General features: G+C 34.6%; 21 protein-coding genes and 2 pseudogenes. 15 read left to right on the forward strand and 8 right to left on the reverse strand.

The annotated features are described in order from the left end of the window. The first annotated feature begins 4 nt into the window (after positions 1-4). Entirely contained in the window at positions 5-1,147 is a 1,143-nt protein-coding gene (locus ACQVV1_RS10540; RefSeq protein ID WP_063222000.1) for a fused response regulator/phosphatase, read from the forward strand. 39 nt (positions 1,148-1,186) lie between these two features. On the opposite strand, the gene ACQVV1_RS10545 is transcribed toward ACQVV1_RS10540, so the two are convergent. The 3 genes from ACQVV1_RS10545 to ACQVV1_RS10555 form a co-directional block, all read right to left on the reverse strand. After that, positions 1,187-2,044 (reverse strand): CheR family methyltransferase, encoded by an 858-nt coding sequence (locus ACQVV1_RS10545; RefSeq protein ID WP_242255681.1) that lies wholly within the window; start codon positions 2,042-2,044, stop codon positions 1,187-1,189. A 16-nt stretch (positions 2,045-2,060) separates the two neighbouring features. Then, entirely contained in the window at positions 2,061-4,751 is a 2,691-nt protein-coding gene (locus tag ACQVV1_RS10550) for an ATP-binding protein (RefSeq protein WP_242255679.1), read from the reverse strand. A gap of 201 nt (positions 4,752-4,952) precedes the next feature. Next, entirely contained in the window at positions 4,953-5,204 is a 252-nt protein-coding gene (locus ACQVV1_RS10555) for a hypothetical protein (RefSeq protein ID WP_242255747.1), read from the reverse strand. Positions 5,205-5,426: 222 nt separating this feature from the next. Here ACQVV1_RS10555 and ACQVV1_RS10560 point away from each other — a divergent pair, with 222 nt between their 5' ends. The 4 genes from ACQVV1_RS10560 to ACQVV1_RS10575 all read left to right on the forward strand — a co-directional run bounded on the left by ACQVV1_RS10560 (position 5,427) and on the right by ACQVV1_RS10575 (position 6,958). Continuing rightward, a complete protein-coding gene (locus ACQVV1_RS10560) occupies positions 5,427-5,567 on the forward strand; it encodes a hypothetical protein (RefSeq protein ID WP_016089038.1) in 141 nt (46 codons plus the stop codon). 36 nt (positions 5,568-5,603) lie between these two features. Beyond that, positions 5,604-6,134, forward strand: coding sequence for a general stress protein (locus ACQVV1_RS10565; protein WP_242255677.1), 531 nt, complete (start codon positions 5,604-5,606; stop codon positions 6,132-6,134). A gap of 166 nt (positions 6,135-6,300) precedes the next feature. After that, a complete protein-coding gene (locus tag ACQVV1_RS10570) occupies positions 6,301-6,504 on the forward strand; it encodes a DUF4028 family protein (protein ID WP_063222075.1) in 204 nt (67 codons plus the stop codon). A gap of 142 nt (positions 6,505-6,646) precedes the next feature. Then, positions 6,647-6,958, forward strand: a complete 312-nt coding sequence (locus tag ACQVV1_RS10575) for a YbjQ family protein (RefSeq protein ID WP_000637502.1) — start codon at positions 6,647-6,649, stop codon at positions 6,956-6,958. Positions 6,959-7,542: 584 nt separating this feature from the next. Here the strand turns inward: ACQVV1_RS10575 and ACQVV1_RS10580 are convergent. The 3 genes and pseudogenes from ACQVV1_RS10580 to ACQVV1_RS10590 all read right to left on the reverse strand — a co-directional run bounded on the left by ACQVV1_RS10580 (position 7,543) and on the right by ACQVV1_RS10590 (position 9,522). Beyond that, complete coding sequence (locus tag ACQVV1_RS10580) at positions 7,543-7,848, reverse strand: hypothetical protein (protein ID WP_242255675.1); 306 nt, start codon at positions 7,846-7,848, stop codon at positions 7,543-7,545. A 117-nt stretch (positions 7,849-7,965) separates the two neighbouring features. Continuing rightward, a complete protein-coding gene (locus ACQVV1_RS10585) occupies positions 7,966-8,961 on the reverse strand; it encodes a zinc-dependent alcohol dehydrogenase family protein (RefSeq protein WP_431168904.1) in 996 nt (331 codons plus the stop codon). A 376-nt stretch (positions 8,962-9,337) separates the two neighbouring features. Next, positions 9,338-9,522 (reverse strand): annotated as a pseudogene (locus tag ACQVV1_RS10590) (hypothetical protein). A gap of 190 nt (positions 9,523-9,712) precedes the next feature. On the opposite strand from ACQVV1_RS10590, the gene ACQVV1_RS10595 reads away from it, so the two are divergent. From ACQVV1_RS10595 to ACQVV1_RS10610, 4 genes are all read left to right on the forward strand, one after another. Beyond that, positions 9,713-10,930 carry a sensor histidine kinase gene (locus ACQVV1_RS10595; protein ID WP_431168847.1) on the forward strand — a complete coding sequence of 406 codons (1,218 nt, stop codon included), beginning with the start codon at positions 9,713-9,715 and terminating at the stop codon, positions 10,928-10,930. Next, positions 10,920-11,564 carry a response regulator gene (locus ACQVV1_RS10600; protein WP_242255671.1) on the forward strand — a complete coding sequence of 215 codons (645 nt, stop codon included), beginning with the start codon at positions 10,920-10,922 and terminating at the stop codon, positions 11,562-11,564. The genes ACQVV1_RS10595 and ACQVV1_RS10600 overlap by 11 nt, the downstream gene beginning before the upstream one ends. Positions 11,565-11,727: 163 nt before the next feature. Continuing rightward, positions 11,728-12,162 (forward strand): hypothetical protein, encoded by a 435-nt coding sequence (locus ACQVV1_RS10605; RefSeq protein ID WP_242255669.1) that lies wholly within the window; start codon positions 11,728-11,730, stop codon positions 12,160-12,162. 108 nt (positions 12,163-12,270) lie between these two features. Then, positions 12,271-12,675 (forward strand): Ig-like domain-containing protein, encoded by a 405-nt coding sequence (locus ACQVV1_RS10610; protein WP_431168848.1) that lies wholly within the window; start codon positions 12,271-12,273, stop codon positions 12,673-12,675. A gap of 59 nt (positions 12,676-12,734) precedes the next feature. On the opposite strand, the gene ACQVV1_RS10615 is transcribed toward ACQVV1_RS10610, so the two are convergent. After that, a complete protein-coding gene (locus tag ACQVV1_RS10615; RefSeq protein ID WP_000273536.1) occupies positions 12,735-12,875 on the reverse strand; it encodes a YflJ family protein in 141 nt (46 codons plus the stop codon). 153 nt (positions 12,876-13,028) lie between these two features. On the opposite strand from ACQVV1_RS10615, the gene ACQVV1_RS10620 reads away from it, so the two are divergent. Continuing rightward, positions 13,029-13,391, forward strand: coding sequence for a hypothetical protein (locus ACQVV1_RS10620; protein ID WP_142254740.1), 363 nt, complete (start codon positions 13,029-13,031; stop codon positions 13,389-13,391). A gap of 26 nt (positions 13,392-13,417) precedes the next feature. Here the strand turns inward: ACQVV1_RS10620 and ACQVV1_RS10625 are convergent, their stop codons facing one another. Beyond that, on the reverse strand, positions 13,418-13,603 hold the full coding sequence (locus ACQVV1_RS10625; RefSeq protein ID WP_242255665.1) for a YhzD family protein: 186 nt from the start codon (positions 13,601-13,603) through the stop codon (positions 13,418-13,420). A 166-nt stretch (positions 13,604-13,769) separates the two neighbouring features. Here ACQVV1_RS10625 and ACQVV1_RS10630 point away from each other — a divergent pair, with 166 nt between their 5' ends. The 5 genes and pseudogenes from ACQVV1_RS10630 (at position 13,770) to ACQVV1_RS10650 (ending at position 20,406) form a co-directional block, all read left to right on the forward strand. Further along, positions 13,770-15,011, forward strand: a complete 1,242-nt coding sequence (locus ACQVV1_RS10630) for a metallophosphoesterase family protein (protein WP_431168849.1) — start codon at positions 13,770-13,772, stop codon at positions 15,009-15,011. Next, positions 15,008-17,932 carry an ATP-binding protein gene (locus tag ACQVV1_RS10635; RefSeq protein WP_431168850.1) on the forward strand — a complete coding sequence of 975 codons (2,925 nt, stop codon included), beginning with the start codon at positions 15,008-15,010 and terminating at the stop codon, positions 17,930-17,932. The genes ACQVV1_RS10630 and ACQVV1_RS10635 overlap by 4 nt, the downstream gene beginning before the upstream one ends. 41 nt (positions 17,933-17,973) lie before the next feature. Beyond that, the gene (gene yhaM / locus ACQVV1_RS10640) at positions 17,974-18,918 is read left to right on the forward strand and encodes a 3'-5' exoribonuclease YhaM (RefSeq protein ID WP_063221986.1); all 945 of its coding nucleotides are present in this window, start codon (positions 17,974-17,976) and stop codon (positions 18,916-18,918) included. A 124-nt stretch (positions 18,919-19,042) separates the two neighbouring features. Next, entirely contained in the window at positions 19,043-19,285 is a 243-nt protein-coding gene (locus ACQVV1_RS10645; RefSeq protein ID WP_063221985.1) for a hypothetical protein, read from the forward strand. 194 nt (positions 19,286-19,479) lie between these two features. Then, positions 19,480-20,406: pseudogene (locus ACQVV1_RS10650) on the forward strand (WXG100 family type VII secretion target). The last annotated feature ends 18 nt before the right edge of the window (positions 20,407-20,424 follow it).

Consider the following 20,424-nt stretch of genomic DNA (forward strand, 5'->3'; position numbering starts at 1 on the left):
ACTTGTGTCCATTTTAATTGTCGATGATAATCCGGTTAATATCTTTGTAATTGAAAAAATTTTAAAACAAGCCGGATATCAGGATCTTGTATCGCTTAATTCTGCACAAGAGCTTTTCGAATATATCCATTTTGGAAAAGATTCTTCCAGGCATAATGAAATAGATTTAATCCTATTAGATATCATGATGCCTGAAATTGATGGACTTGAAGTTTGTAGGCGATTACAAAAAGAGGAGAAGTTTAAAGATATACCTATTATTTTTGTAACAGCTTTAGAAGATGCGAATAAATTAGCTGAAGCGCTTGATATGGGAGCAATGGATTATATTACGAAACCTATAAATAAAGTTGAACTATTAGCACGTATGCGTGTAGCGTTACGCTTGAAATCGGAATTAAATTGGCATAAAGAACAAGAAGAAAATCTTCGGAATGAACTAGATTTAGCTACGCAAGTACAAAGAAACTTATTAAGTAGTCCATTAAGGGAAGATCATATAAAAATTGAAGCAAGTTACTTACCTTCATTCAAACTAGCTGGAGATATGTATTACTGGTATAAAATCGATGAAAATCGCTACGGTATTATATTATTAGATGTGATGGGACATGGTGTATCTGCTTCATTAGTTTGTATGTTCATTTCGTCCGTATTACGTGAAACGATTAAATGTTTAATTGATCCAGAACTCGTCATTAAAGACTTAAATAAATATATGACTCTTTTACATAATGAGAATGACAATATTCCATATTATTTTACAGCGATATACTTAGTAGTTAATACAGAAAATAGAACAATTGAATATGTAAATGCAGGACATCCTTCTGGATACGTTTTAGTTGATGAAACAAATGTAGTTGAACTAGATCGCGGGAGTTGTGCGGTAGGATTTTTTGATGAAATAAAAGTTGAAAAGACAGTTATCCCTTTTGAGAAGAACGCTCAAATATTATTGTTTACAGATGGTGTACTTGAAGCAATTTCAAATGATGAATTTGAGTCTGAAGAAAAGTTACGTACTTTTACAGAAAGAAAATGGGGCGATTTAGAAGGAGAGATAGAAGGGTTTTATAAGGAAGAACAGAAGAAAGCACAATCAGATGATATGTGTCTAATTATGATACAAACGAATGCGAAATAAAAAGCGTATGAAATCCAAACAGAGGATTTCATACGCTTTTTATTGTATTTTTTGATAGATTTGTTCGTGTGGATTAAATTGGGTATAATGCGGCATTATATCCGAGAAACGAAGAGTTTCTTTATTTCCTAAACATAGGAATCCATTGTGACCTAAACTTTCATAAAATAGTTGCTGTACTTGGTTTTGAAGTTTACCTGTAAAGTAAATTAAAACGTTACGGCAAAGTATAATATGAAATTCGTTAAAAGATTGATCGGTTACTAAATTATGCTGCGCAAAAATAATGTTTTGTAAAAGAGATGGATTAAAATAAGCAAAGCGATTATCTGTTGAATAATAGTTAGAAAATGCTCGTGTACCGCCAGCTTGTAAATAGTTTTTCGTATAAGTTTGCATTTTATTTAACGGAAGTATACCTTGTTTGGCTTTTTCTAACACATTTGTATTCATATCTGTTGCGTAAATAACAGCTTTTTCACTTAATCCTTCTTCATGAAGTAAGATGGACATTGATAATACTTCTTCACCAGTTGCGCATCCAGCATGCCAAATTCTAATTTCAGGATGCTTTTTTAATTCAGGAATAACATGCTCTCTTAGCGCCTTAAAAAAGGTAGGGTTACGGAACATCTCAGTTACATTAATCGAGAAATCGTTTAATAACTGTTCTAAAAACGCTTCCTCATGAATTACTTTTTCAATTAATTTTGAAATGGTAGGGATATTAGAGAGCTGCATTCTATTGCAAATTCTTCTATAAATAGAAGTACGAGCATATTGGCGAAAATCAAATCCTGATAGTTTAAATACCGCTTCTAATAGTAATTCAATTTCTAAGTTCGTACGCTTATCCGTATCTACTGATGGATCAAAATTATAATACTTATTTTCCACTGAAACTAAACCTCACTTATTTTATTAACCATACACTCATTACCGAATAGAGTTGCTGTAAATTTAATGGTTTACTTATATAATCTGAAGCACCAGCAGATAAACATTTTTCCTTATCATTTGGCATTGCTTTAGCAGTTAATGCGATAATAGGTATTTCATGTAACTCTAAATTCATTCGGATATTTTCCATCGTTTCATAACCGTCCATATTTGGCATCATAATATCCATTAAAATAAGGTCGATATTTGTATTGCTTTTTAGTACTTCTAAACACTCTATGCCGTTTTGTGCAGTAATAATGTTGGCATGTTGTTTTTCTAATGCATTTTGTAATGCAAATATATTTCGATGATCATCATCGACAATTAAAATGGTTTTCTCTTGGAAGACGTTATTTGTTTCTGGAGTAACGATAGTTTCCTCGACAACTTCAGCAGGAATAACTTCATCTATCGTTGCTGCGATTTCTAAATTGGATAACTGTATATCATGTAATCCATTTGGAAGGTTAGGAATATATACTGTGAAAGTACTGCCTTCTCCTACATGACTCTCTAACGTAATCCAACCACCTAATAATCTAGCAAACTCTTTACAAATGGATAAACCTAAGCCTGTACCACCATACTTCCGAATCGTTGCACCATCTGCCTGTTGAAAGGCTTCGAAAATAAGTTGATGCTGTTCTTTAGCGATACCAATACCAGTATCTTTTACTGAAATTGTAATCCAATCTTTACTTACAGACTGCATATCATGACTTAAATTGGTTGTTTCTATTGAATCGAAATGTAAAGAGACGGATCCTTTTTCTGTGAATTTAAATGCATTGGATAATAAGTTTTTAATAATTTGCTCAATCCGTTTTGCATCTGTATAAAACAGATCAGGAATGGTATTACTGTCTTCAACAGTAAATTCAACATTTTTTTGTGCAGCTATATGTAAAAAGTTTTGATGCATACTTGCTGCCATGTCACTTATGTTCGTTGCTTCAAAAATGACGTCTAGTTTTCCGGCTTCTACTTTAGATAAATCTAGTATGTCATTAATTAAAGTAAGTAAATCTTTCCCTGATGAATGAATGACGGTTGCTAATTCAATTTCATCATCGGATAAATGATTATCATGATTTTCTCTTAACATTTCAGATAATAGTAAAATACTATTTAATGGTGTGCGTAATTCATGTGACATATTTGCTAAGAACTCTGATTTGTATTTTGAGCTACGTAACAACTCACTTGCTTTTTCTTCTAATTCTGATTTAGTAATTTGTAAGTCAGCTGTCTTTTGTTCAGCTTCTTCAGTTCTAGACTCTAATTGTTCATTCGTTGTTCGTAATTCTTCGGCTTGCATTTGTAGTTCTTCGGCTTGCGTTTGTAATTCTTCTGATTGAACTTGCAACTCTTCTGTCATTGCTTGTGATTCATGTAAAAGAGTTTGAATTCGCATACGTCCCATAATGCTATGGATTGTTAAACCTAGATTATCAACGGTTTGTTGAATTAAATCTTGATGTAAGTCTGAAATCTCAGTTACACTTACTAACTCCATTACTGCGATCACTTCATCCTCAAATAAGATAGGGATGACTAGTAGATTTTTAGGACGTATTTCTAATACGCCGCTAGTGACATAACGAAACTCTTCGGGTATGTCCCTGAGAATAAAACTTTTCTTTTCTAAGGCAGACTGTCCAATGAAACCTTCACCCATTTTAATGGATTGTTTTCCAATATCAGCACCTCGATCGGCGAAAGAAGCTTTCTTCACATAGTAGACAGTGTCTTCAATTTCTTCACGTACATAGAATGCACCGCAAGAAGTTTGTGTTTTTTGTATAACTCCACTAAGAATTTTTTTACCTAACATCTCAATAGAAGATACACCTTGATACATTAAAATTAATTCTGCAAGCTCGGTTTGTAACCATTCTCTTTTAGATATTTCGTCTAGTAGATGGTTCGTTGTATGAGCAAGATCTTTTATTTCATCCCGCGTGTTTACATGAATTCTTTCCGTAATTTTTTCTTTAGAAGAAATAGATTTAATAGCTTGAATTACATTTTTAATCGTTTTTGTAATGGAATTAGAAATATAAAGTGAAACGATAATGGAAATACAAGAAAGTAAGAACAATAAACTGTATAACCAAATCTCTAATTTATTATTTTCAGTATCTAATTGTGTAGCTCTTTTTTTCGTTAATTGCTCCTCAGTGCTGCGGAAGTCAGTTAGCTGTGATTGCAATGATTGGATTTCGGTAGTGTCGATTTCTTTTATGTTATTACTATTATGATTTGCAATTAACGGGTGAATTTCTTTATTCATCCAACTAGTAATGTTTTCGTTAATTTGTTTTAATTTTTCTTGCTGAGATGGATTATCTTCTAATAAAGAAAAAAGATCATGGTAATGTTTTTCATAATCTCTTTCGGCAGAGTTAAGAGATTGCAGATAGTTCGCGTTATTAGAAGTGATAAATCCTTTCGCTTTATTTTCAATTGTTAGCAGTTCTTTCTCCACTTGATTCGTTAAATTAAGAACTTTAAAATCGTGATCAATAATAAAATTACGAGATTTTTGTAAATTGGAAATCTCATTGTTTAACATAATGAAAGAAATAAGTAAGAACAAAATGATAACTAAATAACCAGCCATAATTTTGTAGCGAATACTAAATTTTGCTTTCGAGTTCATTAAAAATTCCTACCTTCAAGATTAGTAAAAGCTTTCTATTGTAAAGAATGAAAAACGTAATATATATTATATCAGTTTTCCTAAGGCCAAACTAGAAATCCCCCTATTGTATTAGGGGGTCTCGTTTTGAATAGAGGAAATCACTTTGAAATAACCATATATGAAAAGTAAAGATCGAGGGAATAGGGGATAACAAAACTGTTAAGAAGGAAAGAGTGTACTTAAAGCTCTTTTTGCATCTATTCCTTCAAAGATAAATAATACAAGCTCTCTCTTTTTTACAGTAAGGAAAAAGGATACTAATGTGCTTAAGTTTTTAATAGAAGTAAGTGTTCCGTGTTTACTTATAAATAAATTCGTTTGAAACGTTGTCATCAAAGCATAAAAATGATGAATCTGAGTTATTGTAGGTGTTTCATTATAAAGAATAGTAGTAGAGTGAATGGCATTCATCGAAATATTCCTTTCCATATAGTAAGCATAACAATATAAACATACCCGTTTTAAAAAATGTTAAACATATAAACGTAAAAAAATATAATTATAGTTTTTTACGTTTAGAAAGCGTTACGAAGGGTATACATATACTACAAAGAGATTGAATGAAGATGAATTGTAAGATTTCTAGTCTATAAAAATATACTTTTACTTTAAATAAAAAGGAGTCTGGTATACATGAATGAAATGATGATTGATATTACATTTGATTTAATTTACTTGTTAAGTAGTTCGCTTGTAATGCTTTTATTATTTGCTTTTTTCGTAAATGGTTATGTTAATAAGAAGATTAGTGTATACAGAAATGAAGAAAGATAAAGATACATTATATAAAACTTTAGGAGGTTAATAGTTATGAATGTAGATAGGAAAATAGTAGGTGTTTTTAGAACAATTGATGATGCGGCGTTCGTTATTAATGAATTAAAAGATAAAGGATACCCGGCGGATAACATTTCAGCTATTGCAAAGGATCAAAAGGAAATTGAACATCTGGAAGAAAAATCGGGTGAAAAAGTGAATCATGAAACTGCGCATAAAGCAGATATCTTTTCAGCGACAGGGCTTGTAGCAGGAGGAGTAGCAGGCGGACTCGGTGGTTTATTAACTGGCCTTGGTATACTTGCCGTATCTGGAATGGGTCCAATTGTAGCAGCGGGACCTATTGCAGCAGCTATTGGAGGAGCCGGTATTGGCGGAGGAGCTGGAAGTTTAATAGGAGCATTTATAGGATTAGGAATCCCAGAAGAACATGCTAAGAAATATGAAGAGTATATTTACGATGGGAATATATTAATTTTAGTAGATGCAAAATTAGATGATAAGTTAGAAATATATAAAATATTTGATAAGTATAATGCTTATAACTCTGATTTCTTTAAATAATAATTACTTCACATATCAGTTATGAAAAATGTAGACATAGTGAATATCGTTTTTTGATCTTACAAATTTGGCGCGGCCGAGGAGTCGTATGACTATAAGAGAGGAAGGGCTTATAGTAAAAGATCAAGTTCTATTATGTTATTTAAAAGGAAAGAGGTGTCTTTTCGTGATTGTAAAAATATTAAAGGATAGTAGTAATAGCTTCCTTTGTACAGTTCAAAATAAAAATGGAGATCAGTATGTGAAGAAATGGTTTCGTAAACAGAAAAACAATGAAGAATTAGGGCGACCAACTTTTAAAGAAGTAGAAAAGGACTGGAAAGAAAATAGAGAATCTTTTATGTATCCCAATATTAAAGCGCTTTATTAAAATTAAACATAATGCGCGTTTTATTCTTACAAAACTGTCACATTCCTGTAAGGTAATTCAATAGATTCGTTACTTTTTCCATGTCATAATAAAGACATAAGAAAGCTAATTAAAACTACAACTTATTAGGAGAGTGTCAGTCATGATTGTAACAACAACTTCTGGAATTCAAGGTAAAGAAATTATTGATTATATTGATATTGTAAATGGTGAAGCTATTATGGGTGCAAATATTGTCCGCGATTTATTCGCTTCTGTTCGTGATGTTGTCGGTGGTCGTGCTGGTTCTTATGAAAGCAAGCTAAAAGAAGCTCGTGATATCGCAATGGATGAAATGAAAGAACTTGCAAAACAAAAAGGTGCAAACGCTATTGTTGGTATTGACGTAGATTACGAAGTTGTTCGTGATGGAATGTTAATGGTTGCTGTAAGTGGTACAGCTGTACGTATATAAGTAAATAAAAACAGGCTCACCCCTTGAAGTTTATGCTTTGAGGGGATTTTTTTATTTTTCTTTTGTTCATAACTTAAAGTTAAGAGGGAGAAGAGCCGATGTACTAGCCTACTTATTTCAAATGTAGTATATTATTTTCAAAGATAAAAGTAATAATATGGAAATTATATATATTTAACGAAGGTGTTAACTTTATGACAAATAATAAAATTGTTATTTGAGGTACGGAGAAAATTAGTGGTATGAATAACTTTAGAGAGTGTATAGTTGATAGAAATAAACGATGGAGCATGTAAAGAGTTATATTACATAAAATTTATTATGAATGGAGGCGGTTTCAATATGTTTTGGTTAGGGTGCTTTTTAGGATACATTGTAGGTTCCGTTATTACATGTGCTCTACTTTACTTTGGATATAGATCCAGTGAAAACAAAAAAGCGGATATGCGAAAGAGGGAGGAGAGAGAAATCAATAAAAAAGGTGTATAGGATGTGAAAGGTAAGGTGATAGCGTTGATACAAAAATAAAGGACAGTACATATTGTATATGACTACCATGTACTTGTCCTGATTATTGTTTTGGATTATGAGAAGTTGTTTCCTGTCTTACTATAAAATTCATAAGCGAAAAATCCAAATAAATAGCCTATTCCAGCTCCTAAACCAACTGTAAACAGTGAATAATTTGGGGAAAATATGTCGACAATTATACCGATTAAACACCCTACAAGCATTCCCATTGGTATGAAACTATCCAATAAAACTTGAGCCTTTTTTGATTTTTTCTTACCTAATGTGCCGTTGTTATATTTATGCTTCAGCCTTCCAATCACATATACTACAATTCCCCCGGCTATTAAAACAGGAGCAATTGCTGTAAGTAACCACATGTTAGAGTCTCCTTTCACCTTTTAACAGAATTATACCAGATACTTACAATTGGGCATTCCTGAACGTACTATCTAGTCTATTTAAATGGCCAATCAAAAAGACTCCTTCAATTGTAGTTAATAACTCGTCAAAAACACTTTCCCTTTCGTTTTCTCAGCAGATTGAACAACATCAACCGCTGTTTTCACATCCGCTAAGTCATACGTAGAATGTACCGTCATAAAACGTAATTGCTTATTTTCTACTATACGAATTAAGTGACGAAATGTCTCCTGCCATTTATATGGTGACACTTCTTTATTCCAATGTCGTAAATGAAATATGTTTGCGTGCACTTTTGCTTTCGTGACAATCTCTGCCCAGTTTACTTGTACACCTGATAGAAGACCAATCGTCAAAAAGTGCCCGTTTGGACGTAAGGAAAAAGCTAATTCATCTCCAGCTGGTCCCCCGATAGAATCAATTGCAGCATCTGCACCAATCCCGTTTGTTAATTCCATAACTGTTTCGTGAAGCGGGGCAGTGGAAGTATCTATTACATAATTGGCACCAAGCTGAAGTAATTCCTCTGTATGTTTACTATTTCTTGTCACTGCAATGAGTCGGAAATTCAAAATTTGTGATACCTGTGCAAATAGGTGACCAATAGCGGATCCGCAAGCATTCACTAATAAAACATCATTCCGTTGTAAGTTTAGCGTTTCCGTACATGTAACCCACGCCGTAAGAGGATTAATGTACATTTGTGCCGCTGTGAAATCATCAATGGAATCAGGAATAGGAACTACAAAATCAGCTGCTGTTTTCACATACTCTTGCCAAGTACCTTCTCCGCGTACCGGTAAAACACGTTTGCCAATAAGGTCTTTAGAAACAAAAGCTCCCACATCTTCTACAATCCCAACACCTTCATAACCAGGTATGTTAGGTAAAGGAATTCTATGTGCATACGCTCCGGTTACGGGAATTAAGTCAGATGGATTAATTGGTCTAACTAACATACGAACGAGAACTTCATTCTCTTTTAATGGTTCTATATTTTTATATTCAATTTGTAATACGTTTTTGGGATTGCCAAACTTGTGAAATTGAATGCATGTTCCGCGCAAGATAAATGTTCCCCCTTAGTTTGATTGGGTTTATTATAGCATTTTTAGTTTGAGTAATTATTTCATTAGTACTAAATAAAAGGGAACAGAAAATCTTCTTTTATACTTTGAGGGGGATTTTGATTGTGTAAACTTTAAACAGATATATTAATTATGTAGTATTGTAGAATCGATTCTCTAAACAAGTTATTAGGTATATAGTAATATAAAAAAAGGCGCTCTTGTGAGCGTCTTTTTCCAACTTGAGATAGATGTATCATGCTGGGGTACATAATTTTCGTTTGAAGTTTTCTCACACAAATGATCTGTGTATCAATTTGTTTTTGATATACAGATCATTTGTATGATAACTCTTATAGATAATTGCTGAATAATAATCTTACATAAATGCTTTTAAAAGTTCTTGAACTAATGGAATTACCCCACCTACAAATTTTAAAACTGCCATTGCGATTTCCATATGAGTGCCTCCTTTTTTAATGGTAAGATGTAATGAATCTTTATACACCTATTATAGTAAGCGCTTACAAATACATCAATGCATTTCGATATGCAATATTTCATATTTGCATTCAGTAATGAGGATAAAGAGGAATTAATAATTTATCTCGCTATTTGTGGGGTGGATTGCCTGTAAAAGCACAATTGGTGAGGGTTAATAACCAATGGGGATAGACAAAAGCTCCACTGATTAAAGTTTCACTTTATCAAAATGTAAGCTGCATCTTGTATAATATAATGGTGGAGGTCGAATATGAAAAAAATAAATTCAAATATGGATTTGGATAAAAATGTATTGGAAGCGGTATTTATTCCGAGAAGGTTTATTGTTTTATGGATTACACTCGTATATATAGCTTCACTGCTTTTAGCATTTCGTAATAATATTCTCTCGATGGATAGTTTCTTCTTTACAATGGTCATTGTAATTCATACTGTTTTTCATTGGTATGCTAGTTCATTAAGGAATAGGCAATTGTTATATTTCTTTTTTGTACAACTGTTCATTGTGTTTTTGGCTGCATTCATTGCATCAAATGCTTCGATAGCAATTTTTGTTGGATTAACCCCTATTTTAATTGCCCAAAGTCTATATGTTTATCACAATATATTTAAAGTAATAGCAGTTTTTACTCTTATGTATGCAATATTTTGTACTGCAATTAGTATAAATTATGGTGTGAATAAATTAGCTATTCTTATCTCTATGTTTCTGTTAGTGTTAGCAATTATTATTCCTTTTTCTTATATTAATAAGCAGCAATATGATACACGGAATCGTATACAGAGCTACCTTCAAGAGTTAGAGTCTGCATATATGAGAGTAGAAGAATTGACATTAGCTAATGAAAGACAGCGAATGGCAAGAGATTTACATGATACGTTAGCGCAAGGTTTAGCCAGCTTAATTATGCAATTGGAAGCAATAGATGCCCATATGCAGAAAGGGAATACAGGACGATCTCAAGAGATTATGAAACAAACTATGATAAGGGCGAGACAAACTTTACATGATGCAAGGTTGGTTATTGATGATTTGCGTCATACTACTAATTCATTTAATGAAGCAGTAGAGGAAGAGATTCAACGTTTTTCTGAGGCTACATCTATACAAGTGAGATTTACTATTCAAAGTCCCCCGCATATTTCAAACTTAATAAAAGAGCACTGTTTATATGTAATTAGTGAATGTTTAACAAATATCGCAAAACATTCACAGGCCACAGATGTACATTTAAAAGTTGAATATATCAGTGATCTTGAACAACTTACTATTGAAGTTGAAGATAATGGAATTGGTTTTGACACTAGATATATCGGTAAGAATCCTGGACATTATGGTTTAATTGGTTTAAATGAGCGTGTTCGATTGATTAAGGGAGAAATACATATATTAAGTGAAAAGATAAAGGGTACGAAAGTGTATATTCAAGTGCCTATAAATAAAGAAGGAGATGGCCATGAAGCATAACGTATTAATTGTAGATGATCATTTCGTTGTAAGAGAAGGTCTAAAATTAATAATAGAAACGAGTGATTCATTTCAGATTATAGGTGAGGCTGCAAACGGAGAAGAAGCCCTTTCTTTCATAGAAGAAAAGAGACCTGATGTTATTTTAATGGATTTAAATATGCCTAAAATGAGTGGTTTAGAAACAATCGAGGCTTTGAATAAAAAAGAAAATCAGACGCCGATTATTATATTAACTACTTATAACGAAGATGAATTAATGTTAAAGGGAATCGAGCTAGGAGCAAAAGGATATTTGCTAAAAGACACAGATCGTGAGAATTTGTTTCGAACATTGGAGGCAGCTATTCGAGGTGAAATTTTACTACAACCAACTATTATGGAAAAGATAGTGAATTATAAAAGGAAAGAAATACATACTGATAAGGTTGAAGGAAACAATTTAACAGAAAAAGAATTGTTTGTGTTAAAAGCCATTGCGCGCGGATATAAGAATAAAGAAATTGCATTCGATATGGGGATAGCTGAGCGAACGGTAAAAGCGTATTTAACAAATATATACAATAAATTAGGTGTTAATTCACGGTCAGAAGCAGTAGCTGTATCTATTGAAAGGAAGTTAATTCATTTTTAAAATATTATATATGCCCAATCGTACATTATAGGCCTGCCCTTTTGTACGATTTTTTTATTTCTTTCTCATGTTATGCTTCAGAAAGTATGAGCGATTTAAGAACAATCTAATTGCATTACAATTACAGACGTTTCTAATGTAGGAAAGGAAGAAGAATAATTAAATGACAACTTTGTTTTTAATTTTTGTAGTAATTTTCTTTATCTGGCTGCAAAGCAAACAAAGAAAATTAAACTGGATAGATATTATAACTTTTCTAATGATGATAGGGATTATTACTTATACGGCGCCGCAACCAATGACTAGGGATTTACAAGCAGAGTTACTGGCAGTTACGCTTTTTTCTTTCGCTATTGGTGTTTGGCAAGGTGGGGGAATTACAGTCTGTTATGAGGATGAAATTTTATATATTACAAATGGAAAACAGTATTCCATTTCATGGATTCTCTTAATAATTGGTAACATAATTATTATTAATATATTTGAAGGTGGATTTACACTTAATGGATTGTGGGTTATTTTGTGTAGCATTGTTATTGCATCTGGGGTGAAAAAAGGTATTCTATGTATTCTGTACAAATTAACAGTGCGAAATTAAATATAAAAAAGGATATTTTTTTATCTTAATATAGAACGTATTACTTTAAGTTCATCAAAAGATTGTAGTCGATAAAAACGAGAAGAAAGAATGGGGGAGGTAGCTTAGATGTTTCTACCTATTACTACATTTGATAGGTTTAGTTGGCTAGGGAATATTGCTTTCTCTTCAGAAAAGGTTAGCAGGAATCGGGTGTTTTCGGTGGCAGAAGAGAGCAATATTAACTTATATAAAAAGAAATGTATAGGTTCAATTAATAATATGCATCAAAAAATAACGATAGATTCTGTGGAATATGATGATAATTGTGTGTTGGGCCGTGCAGAACCTCATTCAACAATTGTCATAACAAGTGGAGATATGTATGTTGGAAGCGGACGGGTCAATAAGTATGGGAAGTTTAAAATATACACGAATGATTATCTGGGAGGGGATTTAGTAATAGAGATTCAGTTGATAATGGGTGGTTTTTATCAAGAGAGTATAACGGTAAAGGTAGAATGTTCAAGATAGAATTATTTCTTTCCACCGCTAAATAAAAAGGAAGCAACCGTAGTTGCTTCCTAAACCTATTAAGCCGAAGCTTTCTTCATTCTCTCAAGTAAACTAGATAACACATGCGTACGATACGATTCTAGTTTTTTACCTTCATAAGTACGGATACCTAATTTTTTAAGTTCTTTTACATACCAACCTTTGCTTCCGAAATACATGTGATCGCTCCCCTTCAACTTTGTTTTTTTTGTTCTGATTGTACTTGGAGGTACAGGTAATATAATGAAGGAAATGAATTTCGCGCGAAAATGGTTAACTTTGTTGCAAAAGACATATATACTAAAGATAGTATACAACGAGGTGGACAAGACGTGATTATAGAGAAGCACGAAATTCAAATTGACCAAATTACGAGCGGTAAAGTGAATATCTTTACTTTCTATAGAAATAGAAAGCAAATTGATGATCATTTTTTACGATTGCAAGAACCATCGCTTACAGCAAACTACTTCTTCCATTTTCATTTTGATGCAGAGAGCTTGCATCTACTACAGGAAGAGTTTCCAGGCGTATATCCGTACGACGGTAGTGAAACGATTCACGGCTGGACGGAAAAGATGAAAGCAGAATTGCAACATCAGATCCAAACAGGTAAATGGAATAAACGCGTACGTATCGGTAATCGCATTCTAGATGTGGTGTTTACGTGGTGTGATGAAGATATAGTAGAGTGAAAAAGAAGCGGATGACGCTTCTTTTTTTAGCGCTGGAATAAAACGAGCTTACCTGCAGAAGATGTGCAGCGATGTGTTTTTTCATACAATCCTTTTTCTTGTAAAATAGATTCACCTTTTGCTTTCGCTTCTTTTTCAGTTGCCGCCTCGAATGATTCGTCGAATGCTTTAGAACCATCTTTTTCAAAGACTGTTAGAACGTATACTCCCATGAAATTCCCTCCAATAATAAAAATCAGAATCTTATAACTATTTTGGCATAAATCATTAGAATATGCAAAGAAATATATGACATTGCGTGTTAAAATAGAGTGAAAGTTTTATGGACACTAGATTTACTATTTGTAGTAAAGTACGGAAAAGAAAGGATCGTTATTTGTGAAACAAGTGAGGTTTATACATGCGGCTGATTTGCATTTGGATAGTCCGTTTAAAGGGATGGAGATGAATGTACCGCAGTCTGTTTGGGAGAGAATGAAGCAAAGTACGTTTGAATCGTTCGAACGTATTATTGATAAAGCGATTCAAGAGCGCGTTGATTTCGTATTACTAGCCGGGGATTTGTATGATGCGGAGACGAGAAGTTTGAGGGCGCAAGTGTTTGTGCGTGAGCAAATGAAGAGACTTTCGCAGTACGATATCCCTGTTTTTATTATTCACGGTAACCATGATCATTTAGGGGGAAGCTGGGCAGCGATTGAGTTTCCGGAAAATGTTCATGTGTTTACAGAGCCTTATGTAGAAGAGAAATCATTTTATAAAAATGGAGAGCTATTAGCTTCTATTTACGGGTTTAGTTATTTGCAGCAAGCGGTAATGGATAATATGACAGCGCAGTATACGAAAATGAGTGATGCGCCTTTTCATATTGGCATGCTTCACGGAAGTGTGGAAGGAGATGCAGAGCATAATCGCTATGCACCGTTTCAAATTCGTGAGCTGAAAGAAAAGCAGTTTGATTATTGGGCTCTTGGCCATATACATAAACGTGAAATTTTATCAGAAGAGCCATATATTATTTATTCGGGGAACATACAAGGGCGTCATCGTAAGGAAACAGGTGAGAAGGGTGCGTACCTTATTGAACTTACGAAACAAGGAACGCATTGCTCATTTTTCCATACGGCGGATGTTGTATGGGATGAGACAGAAGTAAATATTGATGGGCTTGAAACTGTCGATGACTTTATGACGGCAGCATCAAGTGCGATGAATGAGTGCCGAAGAGCAGAGGAAGGGACGCTACTAACTGTCGTATTCACAGGACAAGGCCCACTTTCTCCTTATTTGCGTGATGAAAAGCGTGTGGAAGAGATTTTTCATATTTTAGCGTCTGGAGAAAAGCGAAAAGATTTCGTATATGCGATGAAGTGGAAAAATGAGACGGTTTCTTTTGCAGAAATCGAGCGTTTGAAAGAAGAAAATCATTTCGTCGGTAGTGTGCTGAAGGAGTTAGAAGCTTTCACAAATATGGACGGCGTGATGCGCACGATTTGGACATCTCCTGTAGCGCGTAATAGTATTGAATCTTTTACAGAAGAAGAGAAGAGAGAGATTCAAAAGGAATCGGAAAATATTATTTTAGAGCAATTATTCCAGCAAGAGAGGGATAAGAAATGAGAATTGAAAAACTTCATATTTATGGATACGGAAAATTAGAAAATGTGGAAATGGATCTTTCCTTCCTGACGGTGTTGTACGGTGAAAATGAAGCGGGGAAATCGACAATTCGCTCGTTTATGAAAAGTATTTTATTCGGTTTTCCAATGAGAGGACAGCGCCGTTATGAGCCGAAAGAAGGCGGAAAGTATGGCGGTGCGATGACTGTACAAACAGAGAAGTACGGTCGTTTGAAAATTGAACGATTGCCAAAGACGGCAGCTGGTGAGGTAACCGTTTATTTTGAAGACGGGAAAACGGGCGGCGAAGAAATTTTACACGATATATTAAGCGGAATGAATGAAAGTTTATTTGAATCGGTCTTTTCTTTTGATATGCACGGTCTTCAAAACATCCATCAGCTTGGCGAATCGGATATCGGCAATTATTTATTTTCGGCAAGTGCAGTCGGAAGTGATGCATTATTGCAGCTCGATAAAAAATTAGAAAAAGAAATGGATCAGCGTTTTAAGCCGAGTGGTCGTAAGCCGGAAATTAACGTGTCACTGCAAGAGATGAAGAAGCTTGAAGAGAAGATGAAAGAGTGGCAAGGGAAAATTGGCACGTATGAAAAACAAGTCGAGCAGTTAAAAGAAAGTGAAGAGAAACTAGCGTCTGTTCGCGCGGAGAAAGAGAGTGCGGAAAAACGAAAGCAAGATTATGAAATATTAGCAGCGCTTGAGCCTCTCGTTATTGAAAAGCGAGCGCATGAGAAAGTGTTAGAAAACGAGAATGGGCGGTTTCCTGTAAACGGAATGGCGCGTTATGAAGCGATTAAGGCGAAAATGGAGCCGCTTCAGTTGCAAGTTGATTCGCTCCATAAAAAAATAACGAATGTGCAATCGGAAATAGAATCGATTCAAATAGATGAAGAGTTTTTACAAAAAGAAAGTTACGTGGAAGAACTTCGTATGCAGCATATGTCTTACGAAAATGCACGCCAAGAAATGCGTGATATGACAGGAACGATTACGAATATAAAAGAAGAACTGGCAGAACTAGAGCAACAAATTGGTGCTACTTTTGAAAAAGAAACAGTCCTTTCGTTTGATATGAGTTTGGCAACGAAAGAATTGATTACGCAAACAGTGCAAAAGGCACGCGAGTTAGAAACACAAAAAGTACAGCTTGATGATCGCTTTAAAGTAGCGCAGGAGCAATTAGAAGAACAAGAAGAAAACATAAGACAGATTAAGCAACAAATGTTAGCGGATGAAGAACGAAACACGTTAGTTGAGAAAGAAAAATCATTTCAAGATGCGGCGTTTATCGGTATGGGCGCTGAGCGAATGAAGCGCAAGTATGAGGAAAAAGCAGGAGCGGCGATGCAAAAGAAAAAACAGTGGCAAAGGGTTTGTCTTCTGTTACTTCTTATTAACACAGGCATTTTATTCATGAGCTTATTTATGGACAACCGCCCGCTCTTATTTATTAGCGTCATTGTTTTTGTAGGAATTGTTCTTGCCCTTGTTTTATATAAAGATCCGTCAAGTGGATTACAAGAAGAACTTCTAACTCTTCAGCAAAGTGCTGGCGGAAGACAAAGTGAAGAAGCAATGTCTGTGCGCTATCAGTTAGAAAAAGACGAAGAGGTTCGTAAGCTATTTGAGCGAGAGTCTTATAAATTGCAGCAGATGGAGCGAGCATATGATAAAGTCGTTTCATCGTATGAGGAATGGGAGAGAGAGACGTTCCGCGTCAGCGAACAAGTAGATGCATATAAAACGCGCTATATGTTCCCTGATTTTTATACGTATGCGCATATATTGCCGGCGTTTGAGCGTATGGAAAAAATGCAGCAATTATATCGTGAATTAGAGAAGCAAGGCGAGCGGAAATCTTCATTATATGAAATGATTTCGCAATTTGAACATAAAATAGAAACTGTTATCGGTAGCGTGGAGTATAGTAAGCTGTACGCAGCACAAAGTCGTATGCAACATGAGAAAGAGAAGCGCCAAACTTGTAAGCAGTTAAAAGAGAAGCTAGCTGAATGGCAAGAAGAATATGAGTTCATGCAGGAGCAATTGAAACAACTATTAGTAGAACGAGATGGATTATGGCATATCGCAGATTCTACAGATGAAGAGATGTTTTTAGAAGCAGGTAAACTGGCAGAAAAACGTGAAGATGCTGAGAAACAAGTAGGGCGTTTATTACCGCAAATTGATCTGTTAGAACAACGCTTAACGAGTTTATCATTAGCTGAACATTATGAGGCTGACGGTTATGATGAAAAATTAAAGCAAGAAATCACAGCCGCGCAAAACTGTCTTACGAAAGAGAAAGAACTGACAGAGCGCATTGCGAAACATCGTATGGAAATTGCGAATTTAGAAGAAGGTAGTACGTACGGTGATTTAATGCACGAATGGGAAATGAAAAAAGCGCAAGTGCGTGAACAAGTGAAGAAATGGGCTGCTTATGCGACCGCAAAGACAGTGTTAACAAAAACGAAGCAATATTATCATGAAGTACATCTTCCTCGTATTTTACAAAAATCAGAAGAGTATTTCATCTATTTAACAGGCGGACGATATAGTAAAATCTTTTCACCGTCAGAGGCGGAACCTTTTATTGTGGAACGTAACGACGGTATGCGTTTTTACAGTCATGAACTAAGCCAAGCGACAGCAGAGCAGTTATATTTATCGTTACGATTTGCATTAGCGAAAACATTCGAGCATGATTATCCATTTATTATTGATGATAGTTTCGTGCATTTCGATGCAATAAGAACGAATCGCACAATTGAACTAATAAAGGAAATTGCGAAAGATAGACAAGTCATCTTCTTTACATGTCACGCTCATTTATTATCGTTCTTTACAGAAAAGCAGATTATAAAATTAACGCATAAGCGTAAAGAAAATGAGTTGTAGTGTGCTATACTAAAAGTAACTGATTTGGTGGAGGAATTCGAATGAAAAAGAAAATTGCAGAATATGAAGTTGGTGAACAAGTCGATGTTTTCTTGTTAATTAAAACAGCGACAAAAGGTCTAGCAAGCAATGGGAAGCCGTTTTTAACAGTAATCCTACAAGATCCAAGTGGGGATATTGAAGCGAAGCTATGGGATGTATCACCAGAAGTTGAGAAACAATATGTAGCAGAAACAATCGTTAAAGTAGCTGGTGATATTCTAAACTACAAAGGACGTATTCAATTACGTGTGAAACAAATCCGAGTTGCGAATGAAAATGAAGTAACAGATATCTCGGACTTCGTAGAAAAAGCACCAGTGAAAAAAGAAGATATGGTCGAGAAAATTACGCAGTACATATTTGAAATGAGAAATCCAAACATTCAGCGTCTAACAAGACATTTATTAAATAAGCATCAAAACGAATTTTTAGACTATCCAGCAGCGACAAAGAACCATCACGAGTTCGTATCTGGACTAGCTTATCATGTCGTATCGATGCTGGATTTAGCGAAAGCTATTGCGGCTCTATACCCATCATTAGATAAAGATTTACTATATGCAGGTGTTATTTTACATGACCTTGGTAAAGTAATCGAATTATCTGGCCCAATTTCTACAACATACACGTTAGAAGGAAATTTACTTGGCCACATTTCTATTATGGTGAACGAAATTGGTAAGGCAGCAGACGAGCTACAAATCGATGCAGAAGAAGTATTAATTCTTCAACACATCGTTCTTTCTCACCACGGAAAAGCAGAATGGGGTAGCCCAAAACCGCCATTAGTAAGAGAAGCAGAAATTCTGCATTACATCGATAACTTAGATGCAAAAATGAACATGATGGACCGTGCATTAGGACGCACAAAACCAGGTGAATACACTGAGCGTGTCTTTGCACTTGATAATCGTTCGTTCTATAAGCCGTCGTTCCATAATTAATAGTGTGAATAAAGTGGCCTCATTAAGTGTTAATACGCTTAGTGAGGCTGTTTTTTTTATTAAAAATGAAATAGTTAAAAGGAAATAAGTGAAGAAGAGTCATTGCAAAGGGTAAGTTCTAAACATGCAAAAAAATGAGTTAGAACAGAAATTATTACAAGAAGAGGTGTCAAAGGACTTATATAGTTTAAAGGGTCGATTACCAAACGAATCGTATTGTTTCAATGAACAGGATGGAGTATGGGAAGTATATTATAGTGAGCGAGGAACAAAGAGTAATCTTAAGACATTTAATTCTGAGGCAGAGGCATGTGAATACTTCTATACTAGTTTAATTGAGATGTTAAAAGGCATGGGTGTAATTTAAACCTGAAATAAAAGGGTATTTCCGTTTGGGGATGCTCTTTTATTTTATTAACTTTATTTCACATACACATGGGTGCTATTTGCAATTAAGCAGATTTTATTTTACATGGACATTATTATACTAATCTAAAATTTCTGTTTTTAAATTTTTTTCTTTTTATCTCATGATTTTAATTGGGGAAAGGGAGGAAAGAAATGGTTCAAATCAAAGTGACACCTGAAATGCTAGAAGAAGTTGCTAATCGTGCAAGTAATACCCGAATCGCATTAGAATCTATACATAATAATTTATGTAATGAAATTGATCATTTGTGTTTTCAATGGATTGGTGCCTCTAATCAACAATTCATTCAAATGTTCAATGATGCGCGACCAAAAGCTTTTACATTTATCAATTCACTTGTACAAGTAGAAGAAGATTTGAAATGAATCGCTGAAAAATTTCGCAATGCGGATGATCAAGATGTTACAACGGAAGAAGGTGCAATGTGTGGTAAACCTTCTTCGGAGGAAAAAGGATTTGATGGTGGAAAATTAGCTCGTGACATAACTGGAGAATTGACCGGTGAATATGATCTCAGACGTGTTTGGGATGGCGTAGATCCCTCGACAGGCGAGAAAATTTCATGGTTGGATCGAGTTGGAGCTGGTGGAATGATGGTTTTGGGTATTACACCAGTTGGAAAACTTGCTAAGGTTGCTAAAGGTGCTAAGATGACTGCCAAGGCTGTTGAAAGCGCTAAGGCAGCTGAAGCTGCTAAATCTATTAGGGCTGCTGAAAATTATAAAAACCATCTTGAAAGACAAGATAAAGTATTATCTCGTAATGGTGCATACCGAAAAGCGAAACGTGATGCCGCAATTCCTAATTCTACTCCGCATCAAAAACCTGTTCATGTGTATGATGGAACAAGTGAAAATAGATGGGTAGAGGAATATACTAATTTTAAGGGGCAAAAGAGATTTATTGTTGAGCATCAAGAAGATAAAATGGGAAGAGGTCCTCATTTTCATATTGCAACAAATAGAAAAGGGAATCCAATGGATAAAGGAAGATATAATCAGCTTGACGGACATTATCCAGAAGATTTTGTCGGGTATAAAAAACAGGAAAAAAAATAAAAAATTAAAGGTGTGAAA

This window comes from Bacillus basilensis, assembly GCF_050630465.1.
GTDB lineage: Bacteria > Bacillota > Bacilli > Bacillales > Bacillaceae_G > Bacillus_A > Bacillus_A basilensis.

Coding starts and splice junctions, on each gene's coding strand:
- ACQVV1_RS10550 (WP_242255679.1), bottom strand. CDS start 4,751: ATGAACTCGAAAGCAAAATTTAGTATTCGCTACAAAATTATGGCTGGT.
- ACQVV1_RS10555 (WP_242255747.1), bottom strand. CDS start 5,204: ATGAATGCCATTCACTCTACTACTATTCTTTATAATGAAACACCTACA.
- ACQVV1_RS10560 (WP_016089038.1), top strand. CDS start 5,427: ATGAATGAAATGATGATTGATATTACATTTGATTTAATTTACTTGTTA.
- ACQVV1_RS10565 (WP_242255677.1), top strand. CDS start 5,604: ATGAATGTAGATAGGAAAATAGTAGGTGTTTTTAGAACAATTGATGAT.
- ACQVV1_RS10575 (WP_000637502.1), top strand. CDS start 6,647: ATGATTGTAACAACAACTTCTGGAATTCAAGGTAAAGAAATTATTGAT.
- ACQVV1_RS10580 (WP_242255675.1), bottom strand. CDS start 7,848: ATGTGGTTACTTACAGCAATTGCTCCTGTTTTAATAGCCGGGGGAATT.
- ACQVV1_RS10595 (WP_431168847.1), top strand. CDS start 9,713: ATGAAAAAAATAAATTCAAATATGGATTTGGATAAAAATGTATTGGAA.
- ACQVV1_RS10600 (WP_242255671.1), top strand. CDS start 10,920: ATGAAGCATAACGTATTAATTGTAGATGATCATTTCGTTGTAAGAGAA.
- ACQVV1_RS10605 (WP_242255669.1), top strand. CDS start 11,728: ATGACAACTTTGTTTTTAATTTTTGTAGTAATTTTCTTTATCTGGCTG.
- ACQVV1_RS10610 (WP_431168848.1), top strand. CDS start 12,271: ATGTTTCTACCTATTACTACATTTGATAGGTTTAGTTGGCTAGGGAAT.
- ACQVV1_RS10615 (WP_000273536.1), bottom strand. CDS start 12,875: ATGTATTTCGGAAGCAAAGGTTGGTATGTAAAAGAACTTAAAAAATTA.
- ACQVV1_RS10625 (WP_242255665.1), bottom strand. CDS start 13,603: ATGGGAGTATACGTTCTAACAGTCTTTGAAAAAGATGGTTCTAAAGCA.
- ACQVV1_RS10635 (WP_431168850.1), top strand. CDS start 15,008: ATGAGAATTGAAAAACTTCATATTTATGGATACGGAAAATTAGAAAAT.
- yhaM (WP_063221986.1), top strand. CDS start 17,974: ATGAAAAAGAAAATTGCAGAATATGAAGTTGGTGAACAAGTCGATGTT.
- ACQVV1_RS10645 (WP_063221985.1), top strand. CDS start 19,043: ATGCAAAAAAATGAGTTAGAACAGAAATTATTACAAGAAGAGGTGTCA.